We start from the raw sequence: 17,948 nt of genomic DNA on the forward strand, positions 1-17,948 counted from the left end.
CTTTCCGGCCTTGCGCACCACCACATCAAACGCCTGCATGTTCTTTCATTCCCGCGTCCCTAAACATAAGCCAAGCACCCTGTTTGTGGCGGGAAATGGACAGATATGCTCACATTCCAACGCGACCACACGCTTGCAGAAAAGTGTTGCCAAATCGTCACAAAACTTTCGGGCTAGAAAATTTTATCGAGCAAGAATCATAGTCGCGCATAAAAAAAGGCCCGGTTGGTAAACCGGACCTTTATTTTAGCATCTGCGGAAGGATGGTATCAGAACTTGACCTTCACGCCGGTCGAGATTGCTGCGACGAGGTCGTTACCGAAGTCGTAGCCCGCCTCGTTGCCGCAGGTGAAGCCTGCGCCGCACGGTCCGCCATTGATGGACGAGCTACCCGAGGTGAGAAGGCCGAGAGCACCGGCAATCTTGAACTCGATGTTCTTGTTCGGGGAGTAGACGATCTGCGTACCCAGCGTCCAGGTGTCGGTCTGGGTACCGATGACGGTCGATGTACCGCGATCCCAGGTCAGGCTCACAGCACCGCTCCACTGTTCGTTGAACTTGTGACCAACGCCGCCGGAAATCGTCCAGCCGTCGCGATAGAACAGGTCGAGCGTATTCAGCGTGTCTGCGCCACTCGGAACGCAGGGCGACGTGCCGACCGCGCAGAAAGGAATGACCTGAATCTGGCTCCAGTCCGTCCACTTGACCGAACCGAAAGCAAGCCAGTCCGGCGCAATACCGGATTGCAGCTTGAGTTCGATACTGTCTGGCATGGAAACAGAGCCATAGATCGGCACGAGCTTGCCGCCGTATTTTGCAAGCGTCGGAGATATGGACGGCGGTGTCTGTGGGATCGCTCTCACATCGGCGAAGCCGGTCAAATCGTGATCGACAGCGCTGTTATAAACGAGGCTCGCACGGAACGCGATCTCGGGAATCTCATAGGCCATGCCGGCGCGCCAGCCCCAGCCGTCACCTTCCATCTCAAGTTTGCCGACGCCGCTGAAGCTGGACCAGGCCGGATTGAGGCCCAGAACGGCCGGGCCGAGAACCTGACGGTATTTATAACCGCTCAATTCCTGATAGAAGCCGCCGCCGATGATCGAGAAGTCACCCTTGCCAAGATCGAACTTCACCCGGCAGGTGGTGGCGTAATTGTGCGACTTGACCTTGGTTTCGATATTGTAGCTCGATCCCTGCCAGATGCCGGGATTGAGATGCGCGCCCCATGGCTGCGAATAGTCGAACATGCAGTCGCCGAAATCGCCGATTGCCGCCTTGGCGCCGACGCGGGTCGACCAGAAGTTTTCAGAGTCATCTGCGCTTCTTGACCAGGCCGCAGGCAAAGGACCGCTCTTCAGCGGATTGTCACGCGCATTCTCCACCTTGCGCTGCGGCGCGACAAAGGTCGCGGAACTGTCGAGAACATAATCGGACGGATCGAACAGCAGGTCGATATTGTAACCACCGCGCTCAAGGCCACCCGCCAGTGAAGGCGTTACCGCCGCGATGCTGACTGCGAAACATACCGCGCCGCGAAAAATTGCAGTTTTTGCCATCTCTCTCCCCAATCAAGGCAATGTGATCATCAAAAGAGTGAAGCGCTTCGCAGCAAATGACAATCTGCCGCACACTGGCACAGTTCTGCGACACTTCTCCATTTTTTACGTAAGAATTTGATGTCGATCCCCTTGCATAGTCATTTTAGGTTATTTTTCTAATCCAATTGAAGCAATCCGACATAAAATGAAACAAATTCCCACTTGAGACAGGAATTGTCTCCAAATAACCACACTCACGGGTTTCCCGAGGAAACGCGCTTATCAGGCCGTTTTTGTTGGCTTTTTTAACTGTTCGGACAGTTTCTTGCTGAAAATGGCGTGAAATAATCGCTCATTCGAGCGCACATGATTCGCCATTGCAGTGCAGCAATCAATCGAGACGACTTGTTACGCCAAAGCAAAAAAACGCCCCGTTTCAAACGGGGCGTTTTTGTTTCTCCAAAGCCGTAAGCGGTATTACCCCGCTTCGCTGACCCGTGTGAGCGCCGTTCTCAGGCTTGCAAGCTGCACTTCCAGCTCGGCCTTGCGCTCGCGCTCGGCAGCAACCACTTCCGGATCGGCATTGGCCACGAATTTTTCGTTCGACAGCTTTTTGTCGATGCGTTCCATTTCCGCATCCACCTTGCCGATCGCCTTTTCGAGACGGGTCTGCTCAGCCGCGAGATCAACGAGGTTGCCGAGCGGCAGGCATACCGTCGCCTCGCCGACGATGATCTGCGCGGAACCCTTCGGCGCAACCTCGGCGGCACGGATTTCATCCGCCCGCGCCAGACGCCGGATGGCGGCGGCGTGGCGGTCGAGCCGTGCTTCGGTGGAGGTATTGGCACCGACGACCACAAGCGACGCGGTGGCGCCCGGCGGCACGTTCATTTCGGCGCGCGCGGAGCGGATGCCGGAGACGAGATCGATCAGCCAGTTGATTTCCGCAGCTGCGGCATCATCGCGAAACTCCGGCGTCGGCCAGTCGGTGAGGCACAGCAGATCATCCCGCTCCTCGCCCTCGCCCGCCGTGTGCGCCCACAGCTCTTCGGTCATGAAGGGCATGAAGGGATGCAGGAGCTTGTAGATTTCTTCCAGAACATAGGCCGCACAGGCCTGGGATTCCCGCTTCGCCTTTTCGTCTTCGCCACTGAAGACAGGCTTCAGCAGTTCCAGATACCAGTCACAGAACTGGTTCCAGACGAAGCGATAGAGAATGCCTGACGCATCGTTGAAGCGGAAATTCTCAAGCGCCGCCGTCACGTCGCGCGCCGTATTGGCAAGCTCGGTCAGGATCCAGCGGTTGATGGTCAGCGACGCGGTTTCAGCCAAAAAGTGCGGATCGCGCTTGACGCCATTCATCTCGGCAAAGCGCGTAGCGTTCCAAAGCTTGGTGCCGAAGTTGCGGTAACCGGCGATACGTGCCGGATCGAGCTTCACGTCGCGACCCTGCGCCGCCATGATGGCCAGCGTGAAACGCAGCGCATCCGCGCCGTATTCGTCGATCAGTTCCAGCGGGTCGATGACGTTGCCCTTGGACTTCGACATCTTCTGGCCGTTCTTGTCGCGAACCAGCGCGTGGATATAGACCGTGCTGAAGGGCTCAACCGGATTGCCGGCGTCGTCCTTCATGAAATGCAGGCCCATCTGCATCATCCGCACCACCCAGAAGGGGATGATGTCGAAACCGGTGACCAGCACGTTGGTCGGGTAATAACGCGCCAGTTCCGGCGTCTGTTCGGGCCAGCCGAGTGTCGAGAACGGCCAGAGCGCCGACGAGAACCAGGTGTCGAGCACGTCTTCGTCGCGCGTCAGGATTTCGCCCGGCGCGAAGTTCTCGAGCTTCTCCTCGACCCAGGCCTTCCACGGACCTTCATGGGCGATATAGTGCTGGATGGCGGCCTGCAGGGCCTCTTCTTCGGTCTTCTCAACAAAGACCTGCCCGTCCGGGCCATACCATGCGGGAATCTGGTGTCCCCACCACAATTGCCGCGAGATGCACCACGGCTGGATATTCTCCATCCACTGGAAGTAAGTGTTTTCCCAGTTCTTCGGCACAAAATTGGTGCGGCCTTCGCGAACCGAGGCAATCGCCGGCTGCGCCAGCGTCTTGTTGTCCACCCACCACTGGTCGGTCAGGCGCGGCTCGATCGGCACGCCGCCGCGGTCGCCATGCGGCACCACATGCTTGTGCGGCTCGATCTTGTCGAGCAGCCCGGCCTCTTCGAAGATTTCAACGATGATCTTGCGCGCGGTAAAGCGATCCTGTCCTTCCAGACGATCCCATGCGCCGTGCAGCGCAGCGGGATGGCTGAGACCTTCGAGGAAATCCTCGTTCTCCTTGATGGTGATCGTGCCGTCGATATTCATGACATTGATGGCGCGCAGGCTGCAGCGCTTGCCGACTTCGAAATCGTTGAAGTCATGCGCAGGCGTGATCTTCACGGCGCCCGTGCCAGCGGTCGGATCGGCATAGTCATCGGCAACGATCGGGACCTTGCGGCCGACGATCGGCAGGATGACATGCTTGCCGACAATGCCCTTGTAACGCTCATCCTCAGGGTTCACCGCAATGCCGGTATCGCCGAGCATCGTTTCCGGACGCGTCGTGGCGACGACGATATAATCGCGGGTCTCGAACTCGGTGGGCTTGCCCTCCTCATCGAAAGCGATCGGATACTGATAGGTAACGCCCTTTTCGAGCGGGTAGCGCAGGTGCCAGAGATTGCCCTTGACCTCGATCTGCTCGACTTCCATGTCGGAAATCGCGGTCAGCAGCTTCGGGTCCCAGTTGACCAGACGCTTGTCCTTATAGATCAGGCCCTGCTTGTAGAGCGTGACGAAAACTTCGAGTACAGCTTCGGAGAGACCTTCATCCATGGTGAAGCGCTCACGCGACCAGTCGCAGGATGCGCCAAGGCGTTTCAGCTGGTTGAAGATCAGGCCACCTGATTCAGCCTTCCATTCCCAGACCTTCTCCACGAAAGCCTCGCGGCCCATCTCGCGGCGGCCCGGAAGCTGGCTTTCCATCAGCTTGCGCTCGACGACCATCTGCGTGGCGATGCCGGCATGGTCCATGCCCGGCTGCCACAGCACGTCCTTGCCGCGCATACGCTCGAAGCGGACCAGAATATCCTGCAGCGTGTTGTTGAGCGCGTGGCCCATATGCAGGGAGCCGGTCACATTCGGCGGCGGGATGACGATGGTGAAGGTTTCCGCGCCCGGCTTGGCGTTGGCGCCGGCACGAAAAGCATTAGCCTCGTCCCAGGCTTTGGCGATCTTCGGTTCGACGGATGCGGAATCGTAGGTCTTTTCGAGCATTTCCTGACCTGAATTTTAGAGTTCTTGTGTGGATTTTTTTAAATAAGGATGGACGGGAGAGAGTCAACAGAAACCCGCCCGCGAGCCAACCATTGAGCGGACCCACGGGTGACTATGACCCCATAACACCTTCATCTTCAACAAAAAAGCCGCCCCGTTGCCGGAGCGGCCGCTGTTTCATCGCATCATCAGCAATTGCAGATGCGACAAGAGCGGGACTTAGCGGCGCGAACCGCGCGCCACGCGCTCGATTTCCTCGCGCACGAGACGCTCCACCAGCGTCGGCAGATTGTCTTCCAGCCAGTCCTGCAGCATCGGGCGCAGCATCTCGGCGGCCATATCCTCGATCGAGCGCCGCTCGACACCGTCAAAAACCTCCGCCAGCTCGTTGAAGGAACGGGCGATCTGCGCACCGGCAGCGGCGGAAAGCAGATTGAGCGACAGGCCGCCCTCAACATCCGCCTCGTCTTTTGCCTGCACCTCGGCCAGATCGAATGTCGGCGTCTCACCGACAGGGTTCAGCACCGCGATGTCGAAACGCTCCGCTGTCAGCGGCGTTTCAATGGCGCCGCGCAGCGTAAGCTGATCGAAGCGGCTTTCGGCCGAAGGCGCGCTTTCGACGGCGGCAGCGGCGGCGCGATCCTCAGCGGCAAAAGACGCCGGCTGCTCGTTCACACCTGCGGCCGCCACGGCTGCCATCAGCGGCCGAACATCCGTCGGGCGCTGCGGCGCGGCGCGGTCGGAAGACGATACCGACGAAGGCTGCGATACATTCGGGGCGGCTGCGGCCGGCAACGCGGTCTCAGCCGCGCCACGCTGCGCCTGCGCGGCGAAAGCCTGCGGTCCCATGGCGGCGTTACGGTCGGCGGCGGCACGCACGCGGGCGGCGACATCGGCAAGCGACATGGTCTTTTCGGCAGAGCTTTCCTGCCGTTCAACCATGGGCCCTTCAGAAATCGGCGAAAAATCCTGCGCAGGCCGTGCGCCAAAAGCCTGGTTTGCGGCGGGGGGGACGCGTGCCGGCGGGCTGATGGGCTCCGCCACGAAAGCCGCTTCGCTTGCAGCCTCGTCTTCATCGTCATAGACCGGCGGCAACTGCCCGGAAAACGCGCCGGTGGGTCCGGTCTCGTTGCTTTCGATGATCCGGCGGATAGACGCCAGAATCTCTTCCATGGACGGTTCACGCGCTACGCTTGGCTGAGCCATATCAATCCCCGGTTTCCACTCTTCGAGCGCCCTACCGCATCCCACGGACATCGGATAAAGCGCTCCTTGACCTGTTCAATTCGCACATCGCGTTTCAGACAACCAAAATCGATCGTCAAACCGATGTTCTGAAACATGGTCGGCCAAAGCGCTTGAGCAATTTTGCCGTCCTAGTCGCAGGATCATGCGGGGCAGAAATACGCACACCCCGAATCACCCTTAGTTTAGGTCAGCATAGCGAGGAACTAAATCACTGATTCGACAAGTTTCGTGATGATGCACAGCTTTGTGAGAGCGGCCGGAAGGAAGCGCTCTTCCGGCAAACCAAACGCAAAAACGCCGGGGCGGAAAGTCCACCCCGGCGTCAAAAAGACAATGATCGTTTGCCGATCAGAAAACGAATTCAGCCGCCTTGGCAAAACCCGGCAGCGGCTTGACCGACGCATTGAAGAAGGTAGCGGCCGATGTGCCGTTGCCATCGCGGCGATAGACGGTGGCCTTCGCGGCTCCGCCATATCCGACAACGACAACCAGACGTCCGCCGTCACGCAGCTGGTCGGTCAACGCCGCCGGCACTTCTTCCACCGAGCCATTGATGAAAATGAGGTCATAGGGCGCTTCGCCCGCATAGCCCTTTTCGAGATCGCCGGTCACGACGGCGACATTGTCATATCCGAGCGAAACCAGCGTCTCGGTCGCCTGCGCGGCCAGGGCCTCATCGCTTTCGAGCGAGACCACCGAACCGGCAAGCTGGGAAAGAATGGCAGCCGCATAACCTGCACCACCGCCGACTTCCAGGACGACGTCTTCCTTCGATACGGCCGAAAGCTGCAGCAGCTTCGCCAGCGGCGAAGTCTTCATGACATAACGGGCCGGGCGGCCATCGCGGGCGGGACAGATCTGCAGATCCTCGTCCACATAGGCAATCTGCCGCACGCCCGCCGGCACGAAAGCCTCGCGCGGCACGCTCAAAAACGCCTTCAGCACGGAATGCGACGTCACGTCGGTCGTGCGCAACTGGCTGTCGACCATATTGGCGCGTGCGGTTTCGAAATCCATCATGTTCTTATCGCCTCAATTTCACGGATAGGGGCCAAAAACCAGCCCAAGTCGGAAGATGCAGCCGACCGTTAAAACAATCTCATAATTGCCAGAGGCTGCGCTTTCAAGCGCGCTCATTGGCTGCGGTCCTAAAAAGCACCGGAGGGTGATGCAAATTTCCCGCGATTGGCATGAATCGCATCGTCAGGAAGCAGGAATATCCGGCATGATCCACCAGAAAAGCTGAACGAGATCGCTCCAAAGCTGCGTCAGGTCCTCGATCATCTGGATCGTCGTCACATAGGCATAGATCGCCAAGACAGTCACGACACCGAGGAGCAGCCATGGCCAGAGCCTTCGCTTCCCGCCGTTGCCCGCCTTGTCCTGCCGATCCTGATCCACGCTCTTCTCCTGCATTCTGGCCAAAAAAACAGCGCGCATGCGCGTCATCTACGGGTCGCAGATCTGATGTAAGGCCGATGGTGGAGAAATTTGGAGGCCTCGCCCGGAATTGAACCGGGGTACAAGGATTTGCAGTCCTCTGCGTCACCACTCCGCCACGAGGCCTCACACGCTCATCAATCAAGCGATGGCGGGCATTTAGAACGAATCCATTATGGGCGCAAGAGGGTTCGTTCCGAATGTAGTGTTTTTTCGGATAGGACCGGCACGCAGCAAAGGTGGGTCACCTAAGCGCTTAAGATTCCGAAGCTTTTTGTATCTGCTTCATATCTCGGAAGAAAACAAAGCCCGCATCCGGCGCGTTTGCGCCGTCGCGGGCAATACTGCATCTTATATGCCGATCGGTCAGATCCGTCCAAGCAGGACCAGGATCAAGACGATGACCAGAACCAGTCCGAGACCACCTGAGGGGCCGTAGCCGTAATTATGGTAACCCCAGCTGGGCAGCGCGCCGATCAGGAAAAGAATGAGCAGGATGACGAGGATGGTGCCGAGCATGTTTAACCCTCCGCTGTTGGCATGTGTCTGCCTGATTGAATGATGAAACGCGCAAAAAGTTCCCTTTCCTGCGGGTCCGGCACCATAATTGCAGATGGGCATCCTGTTCCGTTTCAACGGGTTACACCGGCAATTCAAGGATACGGCCCATTCTCTCCTCTCCTGAAGTAATTCTCTGGCTAATTATATCGCGGCGGGAAGCTCGGGATGCGAATGACAGGCCAGCCTTCACGCGGACCCACCAAACCAGCGATTTATTCGTGGTAATTTCTCGGCCTATGTCTATCGGCAGTTGTCCGTCATATTAAGGGCCAGTCCCCCGTACCCTGAAACTGGCGGGAGACAGAGAGATCTGGCATCACTGGCAGTGCGCCAGATCTCTCCCGCCCCTCCCCAAGGCCCTCAAATTCTCCTTTGCAGGCACACGGATATTTTACCGGTCGTGTCACGCCTTTGCCTTGCCTTGCCGGTTTCAGTCCGGTTAGACCCCGTGCAGGGAGGGAGAAACGAGAATCATATGTCCGGTTTTGCGAACCTCATCCCGCTTTTCATCTTTGGCCTGCTCGTCTACTTTTTCTTTCGCTGGGTCGCGCGCGACATTCAGAATCCGAAAAGCAAATAGTCGGGGAAATCCTCTCCGGCCCCTTGCCCGCCGGGAACCGCCGCGCCTCCATCTCGTTTTCACAGACGCACTTCGGAGGACAGGATGAAAACGCTCGCATCATCGGCCACTATCGCGCTTGCACTGGCACTTGCCGGATGCACCGCCGGCCCGACCGCTTATGTAGGCCCCGCGCCCTATGTCGAACCCATCCCCGGCAGCATCATCTACAGGGGCCAGCCGCGCACCAAGCTGACGAAATCGCCGATCGGCAGTACCTTCAGCCATGAATTCCGCATCGACGGCAGCACAAGGGCGGTGGAAACCTATCGCATTGCGCCCGACCGCTCGCTGGAACTCATCGACCGGCGCATCATTCGCGACTGGCTGTTCGGGCGCGACGACTGACCGCACCGCAACCGGCAGAAACGCATCCGCAACGGGATTGCGCATCCTGACCGGTTCGTTTAGAGCCGGGCGCAACAACCAAGATGGATAGGCGATGAATACGCGCTGGCAAAAACCCGTCCTGATCGCCTTCGAAACGCCGGGCGATTACACGAGCATCGAAACCACGCAGGCCGCCTCCTGGGCGCTGATCGAGGACTGGCCGATAGAAGACGGTGATGCGCTGGACAAGGCGCTGCTGATCTGCGCCGCCGTCGATGCAGGCCGGAAAAAGCCCGAGGACGCGCGCAAGGCCTTCATCGCAGCCGCAATCGAAGCGGGCCTCGATATCAAGGCCTGATGGCGCAATAACTGGGGCCGCAGACTATAAATGCCGCCTGCAGCGCTACGTTTTCAACAAGACAGGTTCGATGGATCGCAACAGATGGAAGCTTCCGGAAACATGAAAAAAGCCCTGTTCATTTTTCTCCTCTCCTGCCTGGCGATCGGCCTTCTCGGCCACCTCGTGGTCGCCTTCGTCGTCACAGGCTGAAGCGTGAAAACGCCCTCCGTCGAAAGGCGGAGAGGCTGGATTTTAGAATTTCCTGAATTTCATTCTTTCGTTATGGAACCGCGATAAACTTTGACCGTTCTCTTTTCACTCAACAGGAGGAGGGTTGGAATGCGTGACGGATTGAACGGTTTTCTCGAAATCTCGATGATCGGCTTCGTGGTCGCAAGCTGCCTTTTCATGGTCAACCTGCCGATTTGACCCACCTCAAAAATCTATCTCCGACAGAACCGGCGACTTGACGTTCCGGCATAAAAAATGCGGCCTTTTGGGCCGCATTTCTGTTTCAACAAATCATCACATCAGGCAGAAAGCTTGGCGGCCAGCTTGGCGACATGGGCGCCCTGATAACGAGCGGCTTCCAGCTCGATTTCGGAAGGCTGACGCGAACCATCGCCATCGGTGATGGTGGAGGCGCCATAGGGCGAACCGCCCTTGATTTCATCAACGCCCATCTGGCCCTGGAAAGCATAGGGCAGGCCGACAACGGCCATGCCGTGGTGCAGGAAGGTGGGGATGAAGCCGAGAATGGTGGATTCTTGACCGCCATGCTGGGTGGCGGACGAGGTGAAGGCCGAGCCGACCTTGCCGACCAGCTTGCCACTGAACCACAGGCCACCGGTCTGGTCCCAGAAATTGCGCATCTGCGACGCCACCGTGCCGAAACGCGTGCCGGCGCCGACGATGATCGCATCGTAATCCGCCAGTTCGTCCACCGTCGCCACCGGAGCCGGCTGGTCCAGCTTGAAGTGGGAGGACTTGGCAACCTCTTCCGGAACGAGTTCGGGAACGCGCTTGACCACGGCTTCCGCGCCGGTGGACTTCACGCCCTCGGCAACCGCATAGGCCATTTTCTCGATATGGCCGTAAGAGGAGTAATAAAGTACCAAAACCTTCGTCATTCTCTTCGTTTCCTTTGCTGGAACTGTTTCCGGCGTACCGGCGACAAGCTTCTTTAAAAACTCGATGATCATCGGCGTTGACCTGTAAAAACCGTATGACAAAAACGTAGCGGACGGATCGGTCTCTCGCCAGCCGGGGATTGGCATACGCACTGTTCACGATGAGTGAACACTCGATGCCATCGTCAACCAATCCCCGTTTTGCGTTTCTTTAAAACCGCTTTGCATTCGCACTGGCGCGGCGTTAACGTCTGACAAAACAGATGACGAGTGCACCCATGTCCAACCCCTCCTCCACCTCCTCCGTTGTTACCGCCGCCATGCTTGCGATCGGCGACGAACTGCTTTCGGGCCGCACCAAGGACAAGAATATCGGGCACCTCGCGGATGTGCTCACCATGTCCGGAATTGACCTGAAGGAAGTGCGCATCGTCGCCGACGAGGAGGAAGCGATCGTGGAAGCGCTGAACGCGCTGCGCAGCCGTTACGATTATGTCTTCACCTCGGGCGGCATCGGCCCGACCCATGACGACATCACAGCGGATGCGGTATCTGCGGCATTCGGCCTGCCCTGCGAACACGACGCCGAGGCGCTGCGCCTGCTCGGTGACATGTATCGCGTCCGCGAGATGGAATTCACCGAGGCGCGCAAGCGCATGGCGCGCATGCCGAGAGGCGCCGCCCACATCGCCAATCCCGTTTCCGTCGCCCCCGGCTTCGTCATCGGCAATGTCCACGTCATGGCCGGCGTGCCGCAGGTGTTCCAGGCCATGCTCGACAATGTCATGCCGACGCTGCGCACCGGCGCGAAAGTCATGTCGCAGGCGGTGCGTTCGCCCTATGGCGAAGGTGATATCGGCACGCCGCTGACAGCCATCCAGAAAGCCCATCCCGAAACCAGCATCGGCTCCTATCCGAAATATGACGGGCAGCGTTTTTCGACCGAGATCGTCGTGCGCGCCCGCGACGCCGGCGTGCTGAAGGCGGCAACCGAAGCGGTTGCGGCCATGATCGAAACCATCGGCCAGGAAAAAAGACTGGCGGCAAGCCAGGGCGACGCAACCGCCTGAAACGGAAAAGGCCTGAGACGAAAAGGTTTGACCAAAATCAAGGTGGCCATCGGCGAAGACGGCCACTCTCCCCCTAGAAACTAGATGTCACCGAGGAGAGAGAAATGGGTTACAAAACGATATTGGCAGTGGTCGACAATGTTGCGAACACGCAAAAGCTCGGCGAATTCGTGGTGAGCCTTGCCGACCAGTTTTCCTCGCATGTGATTGGCCTGCACATGGAAACGCTGGCCGCCGTTCCGCTTGTCGCTCCGATGGAAATTCCCGATCCCGCCACCGTGCAGGCGCTGCAGGATGTGGCGCACAAGGAAACCACCGACGTGGGAACCGCTTTCGAGCACACCCTGTCCGCCAATGGCATCTCGCATGAATGGCGCAGCTTCGTCACCTCGGTGGGTTACGCCTCCGCATCGGCGATCGACAGCGCGCGCTGCGCCGATCTCATCGTCGCCCGCCAGAGCAACTCCTCTGCACTTTCAGACAGCCGCTCAGATATTGACGGTTTCCTTTATGAAAGCGGCCGCCCCGTTCTCCTCGTGCCGCATGTGCTGACCGTTGCGAAACCCATCAAGCGCGTCCTGATCGCATGGAACGGCTCCCGCGAGGCGACCCGCGCCACCTTCGACGCCCTGCCCTTCCTGAAGGCCGCAGACAGTGTCGAGATTTTCTCCGTCGATCAGGCCGAAAGCGAAACCCAGTCTTCCGGCCTTGCCGGCGCGGAATTGGCCGCCACCCTCGCCCGCCACGGCGTCAATGTCACCGTCACCTCGCAGGAAAAGATCGCAGGGATCTCGCCGCAGGCCGCCATCGAGAACCGCCTGTCGGACAACAGCATCGACCTTCTGGTCATGGGCGCTTATGGCCATTCCCGCTGGTGGGAGCTGCTGTTCGGCGGCGTGACGCGCACCCTGCTCGATTCCATGACGGCGATGACGCTGCTGTCTCGTTAAAAATGGATGCGGCGCAAACAGCGCCGCAAGCTCCCTCGGCATCCCGCATGGAGCGAGCGACTACCGCTTGTTTCTTCTCCCCGCCGGGGAGAAGTCCGCGGCAGCGGGATGAGGTGGCAAGGGTAGAGATATTAGTCAACGTTCCCCCCATCGGGCCACCTTTTCCCGGCGGGGAGAAGAAACAAGGCGCGATCTCGCAATCAAAACAACGCCTGTTATGCGGAAAGCTTGCCTTTTTGCCGGTCTTGCGGCTATTAGCCAAAGCCATCGACAATTTTGACCAGATGGTAGACGACATGTCCCTTCCCGATAAAGCCTTTCCCGTTTCCTGGGACCAGTTCCACCGCGACGCCCGTGCGCTTGCCTGGCGTCTTGCCGGTCTCGACAAAGAGTTCCGGGCAATCGTCTGCATCACCCGCGGCGGCCTCGTTCCGGCGGCGATCATCTCGCGCGAACTCAACATCCGCATGATCGACACGGTGTGCATCGCCACCCGCCACGATTACGTCAACCAGGGCGATACGGTTCTGCTGAAGGGCGTAGCGCCGGAGCTGATGTCCGACAGCGGCGAAGGCGTGCTCGTCGTCGACGATCTGACCGACACCGGCAAGACGGCGCTGGAAGTGCGTGAAATGCTGCCGAAGGCGCATTTTGCCTGTGTTTACGCCAAGCCGAAGGGCGTGCCGACCATTGACACCTTCGTCACCGAAGTCAGCCAGGATACCTGGATTTATTTTCCCTGGGACATGGGCTTCACCTATCAGGAGCCGATCGCCAAGGGATCGCGCGGCTGATTGCCGGCCGTCATTAAAAAATCGGACAGGAAAAACCGCCCCGCCGAGGGCGGTTTTTTTGGGAGAAAATCCTTCTTTGATGACGGCGGAAAAACACGGAAAAACCGCAGTGTCGCCATTATGCCTCACCCCGGAAATGCGGGGTTTTGTCTTTCCGTTGCGGAAACCAGTCTCGCGCAAGCTTCAAATTTTCCCGCCAAGTCACTGATTTTTCTAATCGCTTTTCCTATCCCCGTTTTCCACAGGCACTTCACACAATATCTTGTGGTTAAAAATGGGTTTCAATCTATGGCTTGACGAATCTGTGCCGCGAGAGGAAAGTGACACTTATGTTGCGGCGGCAACGGACCGGAAAGTAACGAGGCCGGTTCCTCTCCATCTTCAGCGCGCATGTCCAAACGGCGGTCCCGACCATGAGGGGGCGGTTCGCCGCAGGCTTTTGCGCGCCTTTCGGAAACCGCCAAAAACATGACGCGGGGACTGGCGGCAGGAAGCTGTTGATACTATATTTAGTATTCCATGACATGCTTGCAGCCGAATAAGCCACGAGATACAGGGATGACATCCAAGGATGAACATCCCTTACAGATCGGCAACAACCGGCTGCGCGAAGGCATCGCACGGCTGGACCGGATTTTTGCGCCCTTCACCGGGCGCCCAATGGACGAGGACAGAAACCATGCGCATTGAACGCCGCTTCACGAAGCCCGGCCAATCGCCTTACGCGGAAATCGACTTCCGCAAGGCCGTCAGTGAAATCAAGAACCCGGATGGATCGATCGTGTTCCGTCTGGCTGACATCGACGTTCCCGCGCAGTTTTCCCAGGTTGCCACCGACGTTCTGGCGCAGAAATATTTCCGCAAGGCCGGCGTGCCGAAGTTCCTGAAGAAGGTCGAGGAAAACGACGTTCCTTCCTTCCTGTGGCGCTCCGTTCCCGATGAAAAGGCGTTGAAGGACGTTCCGGAAGCCGAACGTTTCGGCTCCGAGACCGATGCGCGTCAGGTTTTCGACCGTCTGGCCGGCACCTGGGCCTATTGGGGCTGGAAGGGCAAATATTTCTCGTCCGAAGAAGATGCCCTCGCCTTCCGCGACGAGCTTGCCTATATGCTCGCCACCCAGCGCGTTGCGCCGAATTCCCCGCAATGGTTCAACACCGGCCTGCACTGGGCCTATGGCATTGATGGCCCCGGCCAGGGCCATTTCTATGTCGATCCCTTCACCGGCAAGCTGACCAAGTCCAAGTCCGCTTACGAACATCCGCAGCCGCATGCCTGCTTCATCCAGTCCGTCGAAGACGACCTCGTCAACGAAGGCGGCATCATGGACCTGTGGGTGCGGGAAGCGCGCCTGTTCAAATATGGTTCCGGCACCGGCTCCAACTTCTCCTATCTGCGCGGCGAAGGCGAAAAGCTTTCCGGCGGCGGCCGCTCCTCCGGCCTGATGAGCTTCCTCAAGATCGGCGATCGCGCAGCCGGCGCCATCAAGTCCGGCGGCACCACCCGCCGCGCCGCCAAGATGGTGGTTGTTGATGCCGACCATCCCGATATCGAAGCCTATATCGACTGGAAGGTGAACGAGGAGCAGAAGGTTGCCGCGCTCGTCACCGGCTCCAAGATCGTCGCCAAGCACCTGAAGGCGATCATGAAGGCCTGCGTCAATTGCGAAGCTGACAATGGTGACTGCTTCGACCCGGCCAAGAACCCTGCCCTGAAGCGTGAGATCCGCGCTGCCAAGAAGGACATGGTGCCGGAAAACTACGTCAAGCGCGTCATCCAGTTCGCCGAACAGGGTTACAAGGACATCCAGTTCAAGACCTATGACACGGATTGGGATTCAGAAGCCTACCTCACGGTTTCAGGCCAGAACTCCAACAACTCCGTCTCGCTGAAGGATGACTTCCTGCGCGCTGTCGAGAATGACGGTGACTGGAACCTCACCGCCCGCAAGGACGGCAAGGTGATGAAGACGCTGAAGGCCCGCGACCTCTGGGAAAAGATTTCCCACGCCGCCTGGGCGTCGGCCGATCCCGGCCTGCACTTCAACACCACCATGAACGACTGGCACACCTCGCCGGCCGAAGGCCCGATCCGCGCTTCGAACCCGTGCTCGGAATACATGTTCCTCGACGACACGGCCTGCAACCTTGCCTCGCTGAACCTCTTGCAGTTCAAGGATCAGGCGACGAAGCGCATCGACATCGCCGACTATGAACATGCCGTCCGCCTGTGGACCGTTGTGCTCGAAGTTTCCGTGATGATGGCGCAGTTCCCGTCGCGCCAGATTGCCGAACGCTCCTATGAATACCGCACGCTTGGTCTCGGTTACGCCAATATCGGCGGCCTGCTGATGTCGTCGGGCATTCCCTATGACAGCGATGAGGGCCGCGCCATTGCCGGTGCACTGACCGCGATCATGACCGGTGTCTCCTACGCAACTTCGGCTGAAATGGCCGGCGAGCTTGGCCCCTTCCCGAGCTTTGCGCCGAACCGCGACAACATGCTGCGCGTCATTCGCAACCACCGCCGCGCCGCCCATGGCCTGTCGGATGGTTATGAGGGCCTTTCGGTCAACCCGGTTGCACTCATCCACGCCGATTGCACGGATCAGGACCTTATCGCCCATGCGACAGCCGCCTGGGACAAGGCGCTGGAACTTGGCGAAAAGAACGGCTACCGCAACGCCCAGACGACAGTTATCGCGCCGACCGGCACGATCGGCCTCGTGATGGATTGCGACACGACCGGCATCGAGCCCGACTTCGCGCTGGTGAAGTTCAAGAAGCTCGCCGGCGGCGGTTACTTCAAGATCATCAACCGCGCGGTTCCGGATGCCCTGCGTTCGCTCGGTTATTCCGAAAGCCAGATCGCCGAGATCGAGGCCTATGCCGTCGGCCATGGCAATCTCAACCAGGCGCCGGCCATCAACCCCTCCACGCTGAAGGCCAAGGGCTTCACCGATGAGAAGATCGAAGCCGTCAACGCTGCGCTGAAGAGCGCCTTCGACATCAAGTTCGTCTTCAACCAGTGGACGCTCGGCGCTGACTTCCTCAAGGAGACGCTCAAGGTTTCCGACGAGCAGCTCTCCGACATGAGCTTCAACCTGCTGGAGCATCTCGGCTTTGCCAAGAAGGACATCGAAGCGGCGAACGTTCACGTCTGCGGCGCGATGACGCTGGAAGGCGCACCGTTCCTGAAGAACGAGCACCTGCCGGTCTTCGATTGCGCCAACCCCTGCGGCAAGATCGGCAAGCGTTACCTCTCGGTCGAATCGCACATCCGCATGATGGCGGCGGCACAGCCCTTCATCTCGGGTGCAATCTCCAAGACGATCAACATGCCGAATGACGCGACGGTGGAAGATTGCGGCGCAGCCTACATGCTGTCCTGGAAGCTGGCGCTGAAGGCCAACGCCCTTTACCGCGATGGTTCCAAGCTTTCCCAGCCGCTCAACGCCTCGCTGGTGGAAGACGAGGACGACGAAGATTTCGTCGAGGAACTGGTCCAGCAGCCGCTCGCCCAGCAGGCCGTGACGATCACCGAAAAGATCGTCGAGCGCGTCATCGAGCGGGTATCGCGCGAGCGTGAAAAGCTGCCGAACCGCCGTCAGGGTTACACCCAGAAGGCAACGGTGGGCGGTCACAAGGTCTATCTGCGCACCGGTGAATTCGGTGACGGCCGCATCGGCGAAATCTTCATCGACATGCACAAGGAAGGCGCTGCCTTCCGTGCGATGATGAACAACTTCGCCATCGCCATTTCGCTTGGCCTGCAATATGGCGTGCCGCTGGAAGAATATGTGGAGGCCTTCACCTTCACCAAGTTCGAGCCGGCCGGCATGGTGCAGGGCAACGACGCGATAAAGAACGCCACGTCGATCCTCGACTACGTGTTCCGCGAACTCGCCGTATCCTATCTCGGCCGCCACGACCTCGCTCATGTCGATACGTCTGACTTCTCCAATACGGCACTCGGCAAGGGTATCCAGGAAGGCAAGACCAATCTGCTCTCCACCGGCTGGACACGCGGTTACAAGCCGACGCTGGTTTCCAACAACGAAGGCGAACGTGCTGCTTCCGAACCCAAGGGCTCGGCAACGGCAGCCCCCGCCCGCGCCTCGGCCAACGTCACTTCCTTTGCAGGCTCAGCCGCCCGCAAGCTGGAACCGACAGTCGCGATCTCCACCTCGGAAATCGTCTCCTTCAAGCGCGATTATGAAGAACGCGCCAAGGAACTGGCGGAAGAGATTGCCGAAGAGGTAATCGACGACGTGGTTCAGGAAGCCAAGCAGACCGCCACCGCCCTCTTCTCCGACAAGGCCGCCGCCGACGCGGCATCGGCCAAGGCGGAAGCCAAGAAGAAGGAAAACGAACGCCGCATGCGGTCCATTGCACAGGGTTATACGGGCAACATGTGCTCGGAATGCCAGAACTTCACGATGGTGCGGAACGGCACTTGCGAGAAGTGCGATACCTGCGGTGCGACGAGTGGTTGCAGCTAAGCAGGGGCAACAAGGTTTCTCGGCACCTGAAATTGGCCAATCGCGCAAATGATGGAAATCCGGACACTGAAAAGTGCCCGGATTTTTCTTTTAGAATGACCATGAC

General features: G+C 58.9%; 15 protein-coding genes and 1 tRNA gene. 8 read left to right on the forward strand and 8 right to left on the reverse strand.

Annotation, left to right across the window (positions count from 1 at the left end; all coding sequences use genetic code 11):
* Positions 1 to 269 precede the first annotated feature (269 nt).
* The 7 genes from AC5I5B_RS08560 to AC5I5B_RS08590 all read right to left on the reverse strand — a co-directional run bounded on the left by AC5I5B_RS08560 (position 270) and on the right by AC5I5B_RS08590 (position 8,069).
* Entirely contained in the window at positions 270 to 1,559 is a 1,290-nt protein-coding gene (locus AC5I5B_RS08560) for an outer membrane protein transport protein (protein WP_111834460.1), read from the reverse strand.
* Between the two features lie 459 nt (positions 1,560 to 2,018).
* The gene (locus AC5I5B_RS08565) at positions 2,019 to 4,862 is read right to left on the reverse strand and encodes a valine--tRNA ligase (protein WP_111834461.1); all 2,844 of its coding nucleotides are present in this window, start codon (positions 4,860 to 4,862) and stop codon (positions 2,019 to 2,021) included.
* A gap of 219 nt (positions 4,863 to 5,081) precedes the next feature.
* The gene (gene popZ / locus AC5I5B_RS08570) at positions 5,082 to 6,068 is read right to left on the reverse strand and encodes a cell division protein PopZ (RefSeq protein WP_174054527.1); all 987 of its coding nucleotides are present in this window, start codon (positions 6,066 to 6,068) and stop codon (positions 5,082 to 5,084) included.
* Between the two features lie 390 nt (positions 6,069 to 6,458).
* Positions 6,459 to 7,130: a protein-L-isoaspartate O-methyltransferase family protein gene (locus tag AC5I5B_RS08575; RefSeq protein WP_111797814.1), complete on the reverse strand. Its 672-nt coding sequence runs from the start codon at positions 7,128 to 7,130 to the stop codon at positions 6,459 to 6,461.
* Positions 7,131 to 7,313: 183 nt separating this feature from the next.
* Entirely contained in the window at positions 7,314 to 7,559 is a 246-nt protein-coding gene (locus AC5I5B_RS08580; RefSeq protein WP_162695530.1) for a hypothetical protein, read from the reverse strand.
* A 43-nt stretch (positions 7,560 to 7,602) separates the two neighbouring features.
* Positions 7,603 to 7,676 (reverse strand) — tRNA-Cys (locus AC5I5B_RS08585).
* A 240-nt stretch (positions 7,677 to 7,916) separates the two neighbouring features.
* Complete coding sequence (locus tag AC5I5B_RS08590; RefSeq protein WP_003495626.1) at positions 7,917 to 8,069, reverse strand: DUF3309 family protein; 153 nt, start codon at positions 8,067 to 8,069, stop codon at positions 7,917 to 7,919.
* A gap of 706 nt (positions 8,070 to 8,775) precedes the next feature.
* On the opposite strand from AC5I5B_RS08590, the gene AC5I5B_RS08595 reads away from it, so the two are divergent.
* Entirely contained in the window at positions 8,776 to 9,078 is a 303-nt protein-coding gene (locus AC5I5B_RS08595) for a hypothetical protein (protein WP_107675619.1), read from the forward strand.
* Positions 9,079 to 9,172: 94 nt separating this feature from the next.
* Complete coding sequence (locus AC5I5B_RS08600) at positions 9,173 to 9,418, forward strand: DUF982 domain-containing protein (protein ID WP_003509748.1); 246 nt, start codon at positions 9,173 to 9,175, stop codon at positions 9,416 to 9,418.
* Between the two features lie 512 nt (positions 9,419 to 9,930).
* Here AC5I5B_RS08600 and wrbA read toward each other — a convergent pair.
* Entirely contained in the window at positions 9,931 to 10,530 is a 600-nt protein-coding gene (gene wrbA, locus AC5I5B_RS08605; protein ID WP_003509751.1) for an NAD(P)H:quinone oxidoreductase type IV, read from the reverse strand.
* A 278-nt stretch (positions 10,531 to 10,808) separates the two neighbouring features.
* On the opposite strand from wrbA, the gene AC5I5B_RS08610 reads away from it, so the two are divergent.
* The 6 genes from AC5I5B_RS08610 (at position 10,809) to AC5I5B_RS08635 (ending at position 17,842) form a co-directional block, all read left to right on the forward strand.
* Complete coding sequence (locus AC5I5B_RS08610) at positions 10,809 to 11,600, forward strand: competence/damage-inducible protein A (protein ID WP_111834463.1); 792 nt, start codon at positions 10,809 to 10,811, stop codon at positions 11,598 to 11,600.
* Positions 11,601 to 11,704: 104 nt separating this feature from the next.
* Positions 11,705 to 12,550, forward strand: coding sequence for a universal stress protein (locus tag AC5I5B_RS08615; RefSeq protein WP_003509757.1), 846 nt, complete (start codon positions 11,705 to 11,707; stop codon positions 12,548 to 12,550).
* Between the two features lie 296 nt (positions 12,551 to 12,846).
* Complete coding sequence (gene gpt, locus AC5I5B_RS08620) at positions 12,847 to 13,344, forward strand: xanthine phosphoribosyltransferase (protein ID WP_003508098.1); 498 nt, start codon at positions 12,847 to 12,849, stop codon at positions 13,342 to 13,344.
* A complete protein-coding gene (locus tag AC5I5B_RS08625) occupies positions 13,345 to 13,641 on the forward strand; it encodes a hypothetical protein (protein ID WP_162691787.1) in 297 nt (98 codons plus the stop codon).
* A 261-nt stretch (positions 13,642 to 13,902) separates the two neighbouring features.
* On the forward strand, positions 13,903 to 14,034 hold the full coding sequence (locus tag AC5I5B_RS08630) for a hypothetical protein (RefSeq protein ID WP_262514456.1): 132 nt from the start codon (positions 13,903 to 13,905) through the stop codon (positions 14,032 to 14,034).
* Positions 14,024 to 17,842 (forward strand): vitamin B12-dependent ribonucleotide reductase, encoded by a 3,819-nt coding sequence (locus AC5I5B_RS08635; RefSeq protein WP_087744134.1) that lies wholly within the window; start codon positions 14,024 to 14,026, stop codon positions 17,840 to 17,842. Before AC5I5B_RS08630 ends, AC5I5B_RS08635 begins: the two co-directional genes overlap by 11 nt.
* Positions 17,843 to 17,948 lie beyond the last annotated feature (106 nt).

Source organism: Agrobacterium sp., from assembly GCF_059499945.1.

Excerpts from the sequence above, each read along its gene's own strand:
- AC5I5B_RS08560 (WP_111834460.1), bottom strand. The coding sequence starts at position 1,559 with ATGGCAAAAACTGCAATTTTTCGCGGCGCGGTATGTTTCGCAGTCAGC.
- AC5I5B_RS08565 (WP_111834461.1), bottom strand. The coding sequence starts at position 4,862 with ATGCTCGAAAAGACCTACGATTCCGCATCCGTCGAACCGAAGATCGCC.
- popZ (WP_174054527.1), bottom strand. The coding sequence starts at position 6,068 with ATGGCTCAGCCAAGCGTAGCGCGTGAACCGTCCATGGAAGAGATTCTG.
- AC5I5B_RS08575 (WP_111797814.1), bottom strand. The coding sequence starts at position 7,130 with ATGATGGATTTCGAAACCGCACGCGCCAATATGGTCGACAGCCAGTTG.
- AC5I5B_RS08580 (WP_162695530.1), bottom strand. The coding sequence starts at position 7,559 with ATGACGCGCATGCGCGCTGTTTTTTTGGCCAGAATGCAGGAGAAGAGC.
- AC5I5B_RS08590 (WP_003495626.1), bottom strand. The coding sequence starts at position 8,069 with ATGCTCGGCACCATCCTCGTCATCCTGCTCATTCTTTTCCTGATCGGC.
- AC5I5B_RS08595 (WP_107675619.1), top strand. The coding sequence starts at position 8,776 with ATGAAAACGCTCGCATCATCGGCCACTATCGCGCTTGCACTGGCACTT.
- AC5I5B_RS08600 (WP_003509748.1), top strand. The coding sequence starts at position 9,173 with ATGAATACGCGCTGGCAAAAACCCGTCCTGATCGCCTTCGAAACGCCG.
- wrbA (WP_003509751.1), bottom strand. The coding sequence starts at position 10,530 with ATGACGAAGGTTTTGGTACTTTATTACTCCTCTTACGGCCATATCGAG.
- AC5I5B_RS08610 (WP_111834463.1), top strand. The coding sequence starts at position 10,809 with ATGTCCAACCCCTCCTCCACCTCCTCCGTTGTTACCGCCGCCATGCTT.
- AC5I5B_RS08615 (WP_003509757.1), top strand. The coding sequence starts at position 11,705 with ATGGGTTACAAAACGATATTGGCAGTGGTCGACAATGTTGCGAACACG.
- gpt (WP_003508098.1), top strand. The coding sequence starts at position 12,847 with ATGTCCCTTCCCGATAAAGCCTTTCCCGTTTCCTGGGACCAGTTCCAC.
- AC5I5B_RS08630 (WP_262514456.1), top strand. The coding sequence starts at position 13,903 with ATGACATCCAAGGATGAACATCCCTTACAGATCGGCAACAACCGGCTG.
- AC5I5B_RS08635 (WP_087744134.1), top strand. The coding sequence starts at position 14,024 with ATGCGCATTGAACGCCGCTTCACGAAGCCCGGCCAATCGCCTTACGCG.